Below are 13,403 nucleotides of genomic sequence, written 5' to 3' on the forward strand. Positions count from 1 at the left end.
CAGCCGTCCCACGAGGCCGCGGGTGACAATACAGAGGTACATTCCGAAGAACAGTCTTTACTCACAGCAGCATTTACCTACGGGCAGGAGGGACGGGGCGCCTGGCGCCCCGTATGGATGGACGTGAAGCGATACTTCCGTGGGCCGGTCATGTGGATCGTGCTGGCCGTCCTCGCCGTGGTCGTGTTGATGAACGTCGTCGGCTCCGGCGGCGGCTACAAGTCGGTGGAGACCAGCGAGGTCATCAAGGCGATCAACAGTGGCCAGGTGGACAGCGCCAAGCTGACCACCGGGGACAGCCAGATGATCAAGATCGAGCTGAAGAAGGGCCAGAAGCTCGGTAACAACGACGGCACCAAGTTCCAGGCCAACTACATCGGGGATCAGGGCGTCCAGCTCGCCCAGAACCTCCAGACCAAGTACGAAGCCGGTCAGATCCCTGACGGATACTCCGTCACGCCGGACAAGACCAGCCCGTTCCTGAGCGTGCTGCTCTCGCTCCTGCCCTTCGTCCTCATCGTCGTCGTCTTCCTGTTCCTGATGAATCAGATGCAGGGCGGCGGCTCCCGGGTCATGAACTTCGGCAAGTCCAAGGCGAAGCTCATCACCAAGGACACCCCGAAGACGACGTTCGCCGACGTCGCGGGTTCGGACGAGGCCGTCGAGGAACTCCACGAGATCAAGGAGTTCCTCCAGGAGCCGGCGAAGTTCCAGGCCGTCGGCGCCAAGATCCCCAAGGGCGTGCTGCTCTACGGCCCGCCCGGCACCGGCAAGACCCTGCTCGCGCGTGCCGTCGCGGGCGAGGCCGGCGTTCCCTTCTACTCGATCTCCGGTTCCGACTTCGTCGAGATGTTCGTCGGTGTCGGCGCCTCGCGCGTCCGTGACCTGTTCGAGCAGGCCAAGGCCAACGCGCCGGCGATCGTCTTCGTCGACGAGATCGACGCCGTCGGCCGGCACCGCGGTGCGGGTCTCGGCGGCGGCCACGACGAGCGCGAGCAGACCCTCAACCAGCTGCTCGTCGAGATGGACGGCTTCGACGTGAAGGGCGGCGTCATCCTGATCGCCGCCACGAACCGCCCCGACATCCTCGACCCGGCACTGCTGCGCCCGGGCCGCTTCGACCGCCAGATCGCGGTCGACCGTCCCGACATGCAGGGCCGTCTGGAGATCCTCAAGGTCCACCAGAAGGGCAAGCCGGTCGCGCCGGACGTCGACCTGGGCGCCGTCGCCCGCCGTACGCCCGGCTTCACCGGTGCCGATCTCTCCAACGTCCTGAACGAGGCCGCGCTGCTCACGGCCCGCTCGGACAAGAAGCTGATCGACAACCACTCGCTGGACGAGGCGATCGACCGCGTCGTGGCGGGTCCGCAGAAGCGGACCCGGATCATGTCGGACAAGGAAAAGAAGATCACCGCGTACCACGAGGGCGGACACGCCCTGGTCGCGGCGGCCTCCCCGAACTCCGACCCGGTCCACAAGATCACGATCCTGTCCCGCGGCCGGGCCCTGGGCTACACGATGGTCCTGCCCGACGAGGACAAGTACTCGACCACGCGCAACGAGATGCTCGACCAGCTGGCCTACATGCTGGGCGGGCGCGCGGCCGAGGAACTGGTCTTCCACGACCCGACGACGGGCGCGGCGAACGACATCGAGAAGGCCACGGCGACGGCCCGCGCGATGGTCACCCAGTACGGCATGACCGAGCGCCTCGGCGCGATCAAGTTCGGCGGCGACAACACCGAGCCGTTCCTGGGCCGCGAGATGTCGCACCCGCGGGACTACTCGGAAGAGGTCGCGGCGCTGGTCGACGAAGAGGTCAAGAAGCTCATCGAGACCGCGCACAACGAGGCCTGGGAGATCCTGGTCGAGAACCGCGACGTCCTCGACAACCTGGTCCTCGCCCTGCTGGAGAAGGAAACGCTGAACAAGGAGCAGATCGCCGAGATCTTCTCCACCATCGTGAAGCGTCCGGCCCGCCCCGCGTGGACCGGCTCCTCCCGCCGCACCCCCTCCACCCGTCCGCCGGTGCTCTCTCCCAAGGAGCTCCAGCTGACGAACTCCGCGAACGGCACCTCTGCGGCGGCCCAGGCCGCCGTGTCGGTGGAGAAGGCCCCGGAAGCCTCCCCGGAGACCCCGGAAGCCTGATCAGCCCCGGAATGGATGCCGCGCCCCCCAGGTTCTAGCCTGGGGGGCGCGGCACTTTTGTTCGCATGACTCTTGCAGGGCCGCGTGTGCGGACAGGAACGAGGATGAAATGACCGACCCAGTGACCCTGACCGGTGGCGAGGGCACGATCGGCGAATTCGACGAGAAGCGCGCCGAGGCGGCCGTCCGCGAGCTCCTGATCGCCGTCGGCGAGGACCCGGACCGCGAGGGCCTCCTGGAGACCCCGGCGCGCGTGGCGCGGGCGTACAAGGAGATATTCGCCGGGCTCTACCAGAAGCCCGAAGAGGTCCTGACGACGACGTTCGACCTCGGCCACGACGAGATGGTCCTGGTGAAGGACATCGAGGTCATGAGCTCCTGTGAGCACCACCTGGTCCCGTTCCACGGTGTCGCGCACGTCGGCTACATCCCGTCCACCGACGGCAAGATCACCGGCCTGTCCAAGCTGGCCCGCCTGGTGGACGTCTACGCCCGCCGCCCCCAGGTCCAGGAGCGCCTGACCACCCAGATCGCGGACTCCCTGATGGAGATCCTGGACCCGCGCGGGGCCATCGTGGTCATCGAGTGCGAGCACATGTGCATGACCATGCGCGGAGTCCGCAAGCCCGGCGCGAAGACCATCACCTCGGCCGTCCGCGGCCAGCTCCGCGACCCCGCGACCCGCAACGAGGCCATGAGCCTGATCATGGCGCGCTGAGCCGGTGCCGGATCCGGACGGCTGGGAGCCACTGAGCGAGGACGCACGGCGGTGCCTGGAGGTACTGCTGGCCGGCGACACGGACACCCACCGCGGCTACCGGGCACAGATCCCGTACGCGCTGATGCACCACGGCACGTGCTCCTGCCCCTGCGTGTACCTGAGGGTGGACGCGCAGGCGGTGGCGGCCGTACCGGTCGAGCGCTCCCCCGTGGTCGCGTCCGGCTCCCTGACGACCGCGGAGGACGTCTACGTCGGTGACGCGACGCTCTTCGCGTACGACGGCTACCTGGCCGATCTCCAGTTCTGCCACTGGGAGGACCTGGGCCCGCTGTACCGGCCGGTATGGCCGCAGCTGACCGCCCACGCGCCCTAGATCATCTAGGCGGTGGCGCGGGCCTTGGCCGGGTCTTCGTCCTCGGGGAGTTTGAGGACGTGCTCCAGGAAGAGGGCGGCGGCGATGACGGCGGCGCCGGCGAGGACCGAGCCGCCGGCGTACCAGGCCTGGTCGCGGCGGGCGGGGACGTCCAGCGCGTCGGTCAGCAGGAAGACGCCGACGCCGCCGTACATGCCCGCCACCAGGGCCGCCACCAGGGCGCTGGCCTGCCCGAAGACCACCGCGCGGGCCGCCACCAGGGGCTCCACGCCCTTGGCCCCCGGGCGGCGCTCGCGCTGGGCCTTCAGGCGGGAGCGCATCGACAGGGCCGTCGCGAACAGCACGGCGGCGATCACCGCCAGCACGATCGGCGCGGCCAGCGGAACGCCCGGCAGGGTGCCGTACGCGTTCCACAGGCGGGCGCCGGCCCAGGACAGCACCCCGGCGATCGCGAAGATGCCCGCCAGGACCGCCGGCCTCAGTTGCTTCACTTGCCCGTCCCCACTCAGTGACTGGTACTGCACACGCTAACGACTATTCCGGCAGGTGGAGTTCCAGGTCGGGGCGTGCCGTGACACCGGTCAGGCCGATGGCGGCCAGCAGCTCGGAGACGGGGCCGCGGCCCGGCAGCTGCGCGTCGGGGTCGATGTCGTGCCAGGGGGCCAGCACGAAGGACCGCAGGTGCGCCCGGGGGTGCGGGAGGGTGAGGACGGGGTCGTCGGAGACCACGTCGGCGTACGTCACGATGTCCACGTCGATCGTGCGCGGCCCCCAGCGCTCCTCGCGGACGCGGTCGAAGGCCTCCTCGATGGCGTGCGCCCGCTCCAGGAGCGAGGAGGGCGGCAGCGTGGTCTTCAGCGCGACGACCGCGTTGAGGTACGAGGGCTGCGAGCCGGGCTCGACGCCCCACGGCTCCGTCTCGTAGACGGGGGAGACGGCCTTGACCCGCAGCCCCGGGGTGTCGCCGAGGGCGTCGATGGCGCCCTGGAGGGTGTCCAGCCGGTTGCCGAGGTTCGCGCCGAGCGCGATGACGGCCCATTTGGGGTTGGACAGGGTGACGTCCGCCGCGTCCACCGCCTCGACGACGGACGCGGGCACGGGCTGGACGGTGGGGTCGCTCTGGGCGTTCAGTCCGTTGTTCATGCGCGGCTCCGGGTGATCGTGATGGTCACGTCGTCGAAGGGGACGGTGATGGGCGCGTCCGGCTTGTGGACGACGACCTCCACCTGCGCCACGGCGTCGTGCTTGAGGCACTGCTGGGCGATCCGCTCGGCGAGCGTCTCGATCAGGTCGACGGGCTCGCCCTGGACCACGTCGACGACCTCCTCGGCCACGACCCCGTAGTGCACGGTCTTGGACAGGTCGTCGTCGGCCGCCGCGGGGCGGGAGTCGATGTGCAGCACGAGGTCGACGATGAAGGTCTGGCCCTCTTCGCGCTCCCGGGGGAAGACGCCGTGGTGCCCGCGAGCCTTGAGGCCGCGCAGCGCGACACGATCCACGCGAATCACTCCTGCTTTCGTAGGTGCTTCCGGTCCCGGGACTCCCCGGGGCCATGGGCCTACGCCGAGTGCGGTCGGCGTCGTCCACCTTCGAATTTACCTGCGATAAACCTCCGGCCCCGCCCTTGGGGTCAGCCGGTGCCCTCTTCTTCCTCGTCATCGGAGTCCGTGAGGACCGGAGAACCGTGGTGGGACCAGAGCCGCCAGCCCTCCGGTGTGCGTCGGAACACATTCGTGGCGACGACCAGCTGGCCGACCAGCGGGCCCAGCTCCCCGGCCTGCTCGGCGGGGCCTCCGCTGAGGATGTTCTCGGTGCACGTGACCAGGGCGGTGTCACCTATGAGGGCCACTTTGGTGTCGGTGAGGAAGAACTGGATGTACTCGGTGTGGGACATGATCAGCGCGTACGAGCGCAGCACCTCGCCCCGCCCCGAGAGCACCGGCCAGCCGGGGTGGACACAGGAGATCTCGTCCTCGAGCCAGAGCGCCGACAGCCTGTCGAAGTCCCCCTGCTCCATGGCCGCGTAGAAGGCCGTGTTGGCCTCTTCGACCGCTTCGATGTCGGTACGGCTCACCGTGCCCCTTTCCTGTGCGTCCGGCGGGTGTACGTGCGGCGGGTGTACGTGCGGCGGGTCAAAGAGCCCCTTCCACGGCGCGGGCCACCCGAACCGCGTCCGCGGTCGCCCGTACCTCGTGCACCCGTACGGCCCAGGCGCCCTGGTGGGCGGCGATGGCCGAGACGGCGGCCGTGGCGGCGTCCCGCTCGCGGGCGGGCGGCGGGGCGGCGTCGGCGGCGCCGGCCAGGACGCGGCCGAGGAAACGCTTCCGCGAGGCGGCGACCAGCAGCGGGAAGCCCAGCGCGCGCAGCTCGGGGAGGTGGGCGACCAGGGCCAGGTCGTGCTCGGCGTTCTTGGCGAAGCCCAGGCCCGGGTCGACGACGAGCCGCTCGGGGGCGATGCCGCCGGCGACGACCGCGTCGATGCGGGTGCGGAGCTCGGCGGTGACCTCCGCGAGGACGTCCTCGTAGACGGCGAGGCGGTTCATGCCGTCGCTGAAGCCGCGCCAGTGCATGACCACGAAGGGGACCTCGGCGGCGGCGACCGCCGGGATCATCTCCGGGTCGGCGAGGCCGCCGCTGACGTCGTTGACCAGGGTCGCGCCGGCCGCGACGGCCTGGGCGGCGACGCAGGCGCGCATGGTGTCGACGGAGACGGTGACGCCCTCGGAGGCGAGGCCGCGGACGACGGGGACGACCCGGCGGAGTTCTTCCTCGGCGTCGACGCGGGAGGCGCCGGGGCGGGTGGACTCGCCGCCGACGTCGACGAGGTCGGCGCCCTGGGCGACGAGGTCGAGGCCGCGCTTGACGGCGGCGGTGGTGTCGAACCACCGGCCGCCGTCGGAGAAGGAGTCCGGGGTGACGTTGACGACGCCCATGACCGCGCAGCGGTCCCAGTCGGGCAGCCCTGTGACCTGGCCCCTCGGGGCCGGAGCGCGGTTGCTGTTCATGGCCTCAAGGGTAGAGGCCGGGCGGTTGCCGTGGCGCCGGCGCCGGTGCCGGGTGCGGGTGGGGGGTTGCCGCTGCGCGGGCTGGTCCCCTACCCGCCCTTCGCCCGTTCCTCCCCCAGCTACCGCTGGGGGGACCCCCAGGGGCTCCGCCCCGGACCCCGCGCCTCAAACGCCGGCGGGGCTGGGGGGTGCGGGGCTGGGGGTGCGCGAACGCCGGCGGGGCTGGAAGATTCAGCCCCGCCGGCGTTTGAGGTGTGGGGGTCCCCCCGGACGGAGTCTGGGGGAGGTGGAAGGGCGGGTGGGGGACCGCTCCGTGCAGCGGTCCGGGATGCCGCCCGGTCAGGGGTCAGGCTGCCTGGACCTCGCGTTCGGTCTGGGTCGGGACCTTCGGCGTGTGCGTGGTGTGGGTGCAGGTGCGGACCGGCTTGGGGCGGCGGCGGCTGGCGAACAGCCGGGGCAGGGCCAGCGTCACGAAGCCCTCGGCCTGCATCGCGGCGAAGCCGATGCGGGGCAGGTCGCGGGTCTGGCGGAAGACCACGAAGCGGGGCTCCCAGCGCGGGCGGAACTTCGCGTTGAACTTGTACAGCGACTCGATCTGGAACCAGCGCGAGAGGAAGACGAGCAGGCTGCGCCAGGCGCGCAGCACCGGGCCGGCGCCGATCTTCTCGCCGCGGGCCAGCGCCGAGCGGAACATCGCGAAGTTCAGGGAGACCTTCTCGATGCCCAGCGACGGGGACGTCTCCAGGGAGGCGACGATCAGCAGCTCGTTCATGCCCGGGTCGGCGGCGCGGTCGCGGCGCATCATCTCCAGCGACATGCCGTCCTTGCCCCACGGCACGAAGTGCTGGATGGCCTTCAGGTCGCCGAAGGGGCTGGTGTCGCCCTCCTCCACGCGGTGCGCGGTGGCGATGATGCAGTCGCCGTCGCCGGGGTCGCCGATGCGGCCGAGCGCCATGGAGAAGCCGCGCTCGGTGTCGGTGCCGCGCCAGGCCTCGGCGGCGCCGCGTACGGCCGTCAGCTCCTCCTCGGTCAGCTCGCTGACCCGGCGGACCTTGGTGGTGTAGCCGTTGCGCTCGATGCGCTTCACCATCTGGCGGACGTTGCGCATCGGGCGGCCCGAGAGGGAGAAGTCTTTGACGTCGACGATGGCCTCGTCGCCGAGTTCCAGCGCGTCCAGCCCGGTCTCGCGGGTCCAGACCTCGCCGCCGGTCTCGCTGCAGCCCATGACGGCGGGGGTCCAGGAGTGGGCCTTGGCCTCCTCCATGAACCGCTCGATGGCGCCGGGCCAGGCCTCGACGTCGCCGACCGGGTCGCCGGAGGCGAGCATGACGCCGGAGACGACGCGGTAGGTGACGGCGGCCTTGCCGCTGGGGGAGAAGACGACGGCCTTGTCGCGGCGGAGCGCGAAGTGGCCGAGGGAGTCGCGGCCGCCGTGCTTGGCGAGCAGCTCGCGCAGCTTCACCTCGTCGTCGGAGGTCAGCTGGGCGGCCGGGTGCTCGGGGCGGAAGGCCAGGTAGATCGTGGTGACGGCGGTCAGCATGCCGAGGGCGCCGAGGGAGTAGCCGACGGTCCAGGACACCCGGCCGGCGTAGTCGACGGGGCCCTCGAAGCCGAAGAGGCCGTAGACGACGTGGGTGATCTGCTCGTAGAGGCTGGGGCGGCCGACCACCTTGCTCGGGTGGACGTTGACGATGACCAGGCCCAGGCCGATGGAGCCGGCGCTCATCAGGACGAAGTTCGCGAGCGCCTTCCAGCGGCTGCGCGGGTCCGGCAGGGCCTTGAATTCACCCTGGTGGCGCAGGAGCAGCGCGAGGAGCACCGCCGCGATGACCACGCCGATGAAGGAGTGCCGGTACGCGAACTGCGCGACGGCGCCGGCGGGCAGCAGGACGACGGCGGCCCGCCAGGCCCGCCGCTTGTGGCGCTTGAGGCCGTGCGCGAGCAGCAGGATCAGCACGCCCGCGCTGATGGACAGGGCCGCGGCGAAGGGGCCCAGGGAACCGGGCAGCACCTCGGTGACCGCGTGGATCCGGCTGTGGCGGAATCGCGGGAAGACGCCCGCCGCGATGTCCAGAAGGCCGACGATCATGACGGCCGTACCTACGAGACCGGGCACCGACTCCGGCCTTGGTCCGCGGAAGATTCGCCGGACCCTACTCGGAACCTGTCCCGACTTATCGCCATCTATCCTGCTAGACATCGCTTCCCGTTGCTCCGCGAGAGATCATGTGGCCGAAGGCCGCGACAGCCTCCGGAGTGTGGTGCGTCCAGTAGGACGACATCGAGGGGGAGCGGGTTCACTCTTCCGCCGGAAAAAAACTAGTCCTGCCATCAGAAAGTCGACTGACTGCTCATGGGTCTCACCAGTAATACGGTTCTGGTCCTGGCCATCATCGCGGGTGTGCTGCTGTTCGCGGTGACGGTCTGGTCCTGGCCGAAGCTCTCGGGGCGCGGCTGGCGCTCGGTCCTCGGCCGGATCGGCCTGCTCCTCGCGACCCAGCTGGCGCTGTTCTCGGCAGTCGGTCTCGCGGCTAACAAGTCGTTCCTCTTCTACGGTTCCTGGGCCGACCTGTTCGGCCAGGAGACCTCCATCGGCAAGGTCGTCGACCACTCGATGAGCAGCAAGGACATCAAGGTCCTCGACAAGCAGCAGCTCGACGTGCCCGGTGGGGCCAAGCCCCAGGTCGCCGGTCAGATCCTGAAGGTTGCCATAACCGGTCAGAAGTCGAAGATAACGAGCCCCGGCTACGTCTGGCTGCCGCCGGAGTACTTCCAGCCGCAGCACAAGGACCAGAACTTTCCGGCGTCGATCGTCCTGACGGGCTACCCGGGCACCGCCGAGAACCTGATCAAAGGGCTGAACTACCCGATGACGGCCTTCAAGCAGGCCAAGGCGGGCAAGATGAAGCCGATGATCCTGGTCATGCTGCGGCCGACCATCGCACCGCCGCGCGACACCGAGTGCGTGGACATACCGGGCGGCCCGCAGACGGAGACCTTCTTCGCGCAGGACCTGCCGCAGGCCATCCAGGGCACCTTCCGGGTGGGCAAGAAGCCGCAGAACATGGGCTTCATCGGGAACTCCACGGGCGGCTACTGCGCCCTGAAGATCGCCGCGCACCACCCGCAGACCTTCGGTGCGGGCGTGGGTCTGTCCGCGTACTACAAGGCCGCCGACGACGCGACGACCGGTGACCTGTTCCACGGCGACGAGAAGCTGAAGGCCCGCGCGGACGTGCTCCAGAGCCTCGCGAGCAAGAAGCCGACCGGTACGTCCTTCCTGGTCACGACCAGTGAGAAGGGCGAGGACAACCTGAACGACACCAAGAAGTTCATCAAGCTGGTCAAGGGCCCGGACCGGGTCTCCTCGATCGTCCTCGACAGCGGCGGCCACAACTTCAACACCTGGCGCCGTGAGATCCCGCCGATGCTGGTGTGGCTGAGCGGTCGCATGCAGGCGTGAACCCCGTGCTCGGGGGGCATGGTGAAGGGCCCGGCTCCGGCCGGGCCCTTTTCCGTGTCCGCCGGGGTCAGGCCTCCTGGAGGCGGGCCCGGCGCAGCGCCCGGTGGACGCCCTCGGGGGTCAGTACGCCGGCCAGCGCGCCGGAGTCCGGGTCCGTGACCCCGATGCGGCCCGAGTCCTCCTGGAGCAGGGCGGCGAGGGCCTCGCGCAGCGATGCCCCCAGGGGTACGGACGCGGCGGGGGCCGGGCCTTCGGGGGCCGTGAGGTCGGCCGCCCCGACGGGGGTGACCGCGAGCCGCTTGAGCCCGCGGTCGGCGCCGACGAACGAGGCGACGTACGGGGTGGCCGGCGCGCCGAGCACGGCGGCCGGGCGGGCGAACTGCTCGATGGTGCCCGACCCGTAGACCGCGATCCGGTCGCCGAGCCGGACGGCCTCCTCCAGGTCGTGGGTGACGAGCAGGATCGTCTTGCGGACGGTCCTCTGCAGGGTCAGGAACTCGTTCTGGAGGCGTTCGCGGACCACCGGGTCCACCGCGCCGAACGGCTCGTCCATCAGCAGGACCGGCGGGTCCGCCGCGAGCGCGCGGGCCACGCCGACGCGCTGGCGCTGGCCGCCCGACAGCTGCTCGGGGTAGCGGCCCCCGTACACGGCCGGATCCAGCCCCACCAGTTCGAGCAGCTCGGCCGCCCGGGCGCGGGCCCTGGCCTTCGGGGTGCCGATCAGCTGCGGCACCGTCGCCGTGTTCTCCAGCACCGTCTTGTGCGGGAACAGCCCGACCTGCTGGATGACGTAGCCGATCCGGCGGCGCAGCTCGACCGGGTCGGCGGCCGCGATGTCCTCGCCGCCCAGGAGGATCCGGCCGGAGGTCGGCTCGATCAGCCGGTTGACCATCTTCATGGTGGTCGTCTTGCCGCAGCCGGACGGGCCCACCAGCGTGACCAGCTCGCCTTCCGCCACCTCGAAGGACAGGTCCTCGACGGCGGTCGTCCCATCGGGGTAGCGCTTGGTCACATGCTCGAATCGGATCACCCCGCCATCCTCCCCCAACGGCCCGCCCGGATGGGCGAAGGGTTTGTCAGGGGAGTGTTGCGGCTGTGCGAATGAATCCGGCCATTGTGGGTGCCTGGGGTTATGGTCGCTCGAGGCCGGATCTCCGGCACACGCGTGCGAAGGACGAAGGACGAGGGGCGGGGGTGGGCGGCATGGCCGGGCGCGGCTGCCTGGTGGCGAACGACTGGATCTGCTGGGAATACGTCAGCTCCCGCTCCCAGGAACTGGCGGACGCCACCGTCGAGCACGTCTGGATCACCGCGGTGTCGGTGCTCATCGGCGTCGCCGTGTCCGTACCGCTCGCGCTGCTGGCCCGCCGGGGCCGCCGCTGGGCGGCCCCCGTGCTGGGCCTGACCACCCTGCTCTACACGATCCCCTCGCTCGCCATGTTCTCCCTGCTGCTGCCCTTCTTCGGGCTCTCGGCGGCGCTGGTGGTGACCGGGCTGGTGCTGTACTCGCTGACCATCCTGGTCCGCAACGTGCTGGCCGGCCTGGAGGCCGTCCCCGAGGACGTACGGGAGGCCGCGCGCGGGATGGGCTACGGCCCGGCCCGGCTGCTGTGGCAGGTCGAACTCCCGCTGGCGCTGCCCGCGCTGCTCGCCGGGGTGCGGATCGCCACCGTCTCGACCGTGGCGCTGACCACCGTCGGCTCCATCGTCGGCAAGGGCGGCCTGGGCAACCTGATCGCCCCCGCCGTGAACAGCTCCTTCAAGGCCCAGGTGCTCACCGCCTCGGTGCTGTGCGTGCTGCTCGCGCTGGTCGCCGACCTGCTGCTGCTCGGTGTGCAGCGGCTGCTGACGCCGTGGACGCGGGTCGCCCGTTCCGTGAAGGTGAAGGGGGCCTGAGGGCATGGGCGTGATGGGGCAGGCCTGGGACTGGCTGGCGGACGGGGCCAACTGGTCCGGGGAGAGCGGGGTGTGGCACCGGCTCGGCGAGCACGTCTACGTCAGCGGGATCGCCCTGGCCATCGCCTGCGCGGTGGCCCTGCCGGTCGGGCTGTGGCTCGGCCACCTCGGCCGGGGCGGCACCCTCGCGGTGAACATCTCCAACGCCGGCCGTGCCGTGCCGGTGTTCGCGGTGCTGGCCCTGTTCATGGTCTCCCCGCTGCGCAGCGCCGGCTACGTGCCCACCATCGCCGCGCTCGTGCTGTTCGCCGTACCGCCGCTGCTGACCAACGCGTACGTGGGCATGCGCGAGGTGGACCGCTCGGTGGTCGAGGCCGCCCGGGGCATGGGCATGTCCGGCCGCCAGCTGTTCCTGCGGGTGGAACTGCCGCTCGCGCGGGGGCTGGTGATGACCGGGCTGCGCTCGGGCGCCGTGCAGGTCATCGCCACCGCGACGATCGCGGCGATGGTCGGCCAGGGCGGCCTGGGCCGGATCATCACCGCCGGCTTCAACACGTACAACACGCCGCAGGTCGTGGCGGGCGCCGTACTGGTGGCCCTGCTGGCCCTGGTGGTGGAGGGCGCGCTGGTGGCGGCGGACCGGCTGCTGCCCGGGCGCCCGGCGGCGCGCTGAGACGCGACTGCCGCCCGTCCCTTTTTCCTGATCCCTAAGGAGCATGATGAGCAAGTCCACGCGCATCCTCAGCGCGACCCTGGGCGCGGTGGCCCTGACCGCTTCGCTCGGCGCGTGCGGGGGCGAGAGCCTGGAGAAGGCCAAGGACGGCGGTTCGTCCTCCGCGGCCGCCTCCGGCGGGGGCAAGGGCAAGCTGGTGGTCGGCGCGGCCGGCTTCACCGAGTCCAACGTGCTGGCCGAGCTGTACGCGCAGCTCCTGCGGGGCGCGGGCTACGACACCTCCATCACCACGGTCAACAACCGCGAGCTGTACGAGCCGTCGCTGGAGAAGGGCGAGATCGACGTCGTCCCGGAGTACGCGGCCACGCTCGCGGAGTTCCTCAACGCCAAGGTGAACGGCCCGAACGCGCCCAAGGAGAAGCCGGTCGCCTCCAGCGACGCGGCGGCGACGGTCGCGGCGCTGGAGAAGCTCGCGGCGCCGCTCGGGCTGAAGGTCCTGCCGGCGGGCGCGGCGGTCGACCAGAATGCCTTCGCCGTGAGCAAGGAATTCGCGCAGAAGAACAACCTGAAGACCCTTTCCGATCTTGGAAAGTCGGGGCTGAAGGTGAAGATCGCGGCGGGCGACGAATGCGCCGTCCGCCCCTTCTGCGCACCGGGACTGGAGAAGACGTACGGAATCTCCGTTTCCGGCATTGACCCCAAGGGAGTCGGCACCCCGCAGGCCAAGCAGGCCGTCAAGGACGGGGTGGACCAGCTGGTGCTGACCACCACCACCGACGCCACGCTGGACGGCTACGGCCTGGTCCTCCTGGAGGACGACAAGAAGCTCCAGAACGCCGACAACGTGCTGCCGGTCGTCAACGCCAAGGACGGCGGGGCCCCGGAGGTCGCGGCCGCGCTCGACGGGCTGACCAAGGCGCTCACGACCGCCGACCTCGTGGAGCTGAACCGCAAGGTGGACGCCGAGCGGGCGAAGCCGGCGGACGTCGCGAAGGCCTATCTGGACTCCAAGGGCCTTCTGAAGAAGTAGTAGTTACGTGTTTGATGGCCAAATGTGGGGTAACTGCCCGGGAACAGATTGCCGGGCGGGTACCCCACGCGCGGTCCACGCCCTGTAAATTTCA

At 70.5% G+C, this 13,403-nt stretch carries 14 protein-coding genes; 7 read left to right on the plus strand and 7 right to left on the minus strand.

What is annotated here, in order from left to right; genetic code table 11:
• Positions 1-117: 117 nt before the first annotated feature.
• The 3 genes from ftsH to OOK34_RS14150 all read left to right on the plus strand — a co-directional run bounded on the left by ftsH (position 118) and on the right by OOK34_RS14150 (position 3,242).
• A complete protein-coding gene (gene ftsH / locus OOK34_RS14140; RefSeq protein WP_267034221.1) occupies positions 118-2,148 on the plus strand; it encodes an ATP-dependent zinc metalloprotease FtsH in 2,031 nt (676 codons plus the stop codon).
• Positions 2,149-2,257: 109 nt separating this feature from the next.
• On the plus strand, positions 2,258-2,866 hold the full coding sequence (gene folE, locus OOK34_RS14145) for a GTP cyclohydrolase I FolE (protein ID WP_267034222.1): 609 nt from the start codon (positions 2,258-2,260) through the stop codon (positions 2,864-2,866).
• Positions 2,867-2,870: 4 nt separating this feature from the next.
• Positions 2,871-3,242, plus strand: a complete 372-nt coding sequence (locus tag OOK34_RS14150) for a hypothetical protein (protein WP_267034223.1) — start codon at positions 2,871-2,873, stop codon at positions 3,240-3,242.
• 5 nt (positions 3,243-3,247) lie between these two features.
• Here the strand turns inward: OOK34_RS14150 and OOK34_RS14155 are convergent, their stop codons facing one another.
• The 6 genes from OOK34_RS14155 to OOK34_RS14180 all read right to left on the minus strand — a co-directional run bounded on the left by OOK34_RS14155 (position 3,248) and on the right by OOK34_RS14180 (position 8,447).
• On the minus strand, positions 3,248-3,733 hold the full coding sequence (locus OOK34_RS14155) for a DUF3180 domain-containing protein (protein WP_267034224.1): 486 nt from the start codon (positions 3,731-3,733) through the stop codon (positions 3,248-3,250).
• Between the two features lie 43 nt (positions 3,734-3,776).
• Entirely contained in the window at positions 3,777-4,385 is a 609-nt protein-coding gene (gene folK / locus OOK34_RS14160; RefSeq protein WP_267034225.1) for a 2-amino-4-hydroxy-6-hydroxymethyldihydropteridine diphosphokinase, read from the minus strand.
• Positions 4,382-4,741: a dihydroneopterin aldolase gene (gene folB / locus OOK34_RS14165; RefSeq protein WP_267034226.1), complete on the minus strand. Its 360-nt coding sequence runs from the start codon at positions 4,739-4,741 to the stop codon at positions 4,382-4,384. Before folB ends, folK begins: the two co-directional genes overlap by 4 nt.
• Before the next feature lie 131 nt (positions 4,742-4,872).
• Positions 4,873-5,316 carry a nuclear transport factor 2 family protein gene (locus tag OOK34_RS14170; RefSeq protein ID WP_267034227.1) on the minus strand — a complete coding sequence of 148 codons (444 nt, stop codon included), beginning with the start codon at positions 5,314-5,316 and terminating at the stop codon, positions 4,873-4,875.
• Between the two features lie 58 nt (positions 5,317-5,374).
• Complete coding sequence (gene folP, locus OOK34_RS14175; RefSeq protein WP_267034228.1) at positions 5,375-6,247, minus strand: dihydropteroate synthase; 873 nt, start codon at positions 6,245-6,247, stop codon at positions 5,375-5,377.
• Positions 6,248-6,593: 346 nt separating this feature from the next.
• Complete coding sequence (locus OOK34_RS14180; protein ID WP_267034229.1) at positions 6,594-8,447, minus strand: phosphatidylglycerol lysyltransferase domain-containing protein; 1,854 nt, start codon at positions 8,445-8,447, stop codon at positions 6,594-6,596.
• A 153-nt stretch (positions 8,448-8,600) separates the two neighbouring features.
• On the opposite strand from OOK34_RS14180, the gene OOK34_RS14185 reads away from it, so the two are divergent.
• Complete coding sequence (locus OOK34_RS14185) at positions 8,601-9,710, plus strand: esterase family protein (RefSeq protein WP_267034230.1); 1,110 nt, start codon at positions 8,601-8,603, stop codon at positions 9,708-9,710.
• A 67-nt stretch (positions 9,711-9,777) separates the two neighbouring features.
• Here the strand turns inward: OOK34_RS14185 and OOK34_RS14190 are convergent, their stop codons facing one another.
• Positions 9,778-10,740: an ABC transporter ATP-binding protein gene (locus tag OOK34_RS14190; RefSeq protein ID WP_267034231.1), complete on the minus strand. Its 963-nt coding sequence runs from the start codon at positions 10,738-10,740 to the stop codon at positions 9,778-9,780.
• A gap of 173 nt (positions 10,741-10,913) precedes the next feature.
• On the opposite strand from OOK34_RS14190, the gene OOK34_RS14195 reads away from it, so the two are divergent.
• The 3 genes from OOK34_RS14195 to OOK34_RS14205 are packed head-to-tail and all read left to right on the plus strand — an operon-like array spanning position 10,914 to position 13,309.
• Positions 10,914-11,606 carry an ABC transporter permease gene (locus OOK34_RS14195; protein WP_267034232.1) on the plus strand — a complete coding sequence of 231 codons (693 nt, stop codon included), beginning with the start codon at positions 10,914-10,916 and terminating at the stop codon, positions 11,604-11,606.
• A gap of 4 nt (positions 11,607-11,610) precedes the next feature.
• On the plus strand, positions 11,611-12,279 hold the full coding sequence (locus OOK34_RS14200; RefSeq protein WP_267034233.1) for an ABC transporter permease: 669 nt from the start codon (positions 11,611-11,613) through the stop codon (positions 12,277-12,279).
• A gap of 46 nt (positions 12,280-12,325) precedes the next feature.
• Positions 12,326-13,309 carry an ABC transporter substrate-binding protein gene (locus OOK34_RS14205; protein ID WP_267034234.1) on the plus strand — a complete coding sequence of 328 codons (984 nt, stop codon included), beginning with the start codon at positions 12,326-12,328 and terminating at the stop codon, positions 13,307-13,309.
• Positions 13,310-13,403: the final 94 nt, after the last annotated feature.

This window comes from Streptomyces sp. NBC_00091, assembly GCF_026343185.1.
In the GTDB taxonomy this organism is placed as follows: Bacteria; Actinomycetota; Actinomycetes; order Streptomycetales; family Streptomycetaceae; genus Streptomyces.

Bases quoted from the DNA above. Each gene is read 5' to 3' on its own strand.
- ftsH (WP_267034221.1), top strand. From the start codon at position 118: ATGGACGTGAAGCGATACTTCCGTGGGCCGGTCATGTGGATCGTGCTG.
- folE (WP_267034222.1), top strand. From the start codon at position 2,258: ATGACCGACCCAGTGACCCTGACCGGTGGCGAGGGCACGATCGGCGAA.
- folK (WP_267034225.1), bottom strand. From the start codon at position 4,385: ATGAACAACGGACTGAACGCCCAGAGCGACCCCACCGTCCAGCCCGTG.
- folP (WP_267034228.1), bottom strand. From the start codon at position 6,247: ATGAACAGCAACCGCGCTCCGGCCCCGAGGGGCCAGGTCACAGGGCTG.
- OOK34_RS14180 (WP_267034229.1), bottom strand. From the start codon at position 8,447: ATGTCTAGCAGGATAGATGGCGATAAGTCGGGACAGGTTCCGAGTAGG.
- OOK34_RS14185 (WP_267034230.1), top strand. From the start codon at position 8,601: ATGGGTCTCACCAGTAATACGGTTCTGGTCCTGGCCATCATCGCGGGT.
- OOK34_RS14195 (WP_267034232.1), top strand. From the start codon at position 10,914: ATGGCCGGGCGCGGCTGCCTGGTGGCGAACGACTGGATCTGCTGGGAA.
- OOK34_RS14200 (WP_267034233.1), top strand. From the start codon at position 11,611: ATGGGCGTGATGGGGCAGGCCTGGGACTGGCTGGCGGACGGGGCCAAC.
- OOK34_RS14205 (WP_267034234.1), top strand. From the start codon at position 12,326: ATGAGCAAGTCCACGCGCATCCTCAGCGCGACCCTGGGCGCGGTGGCC.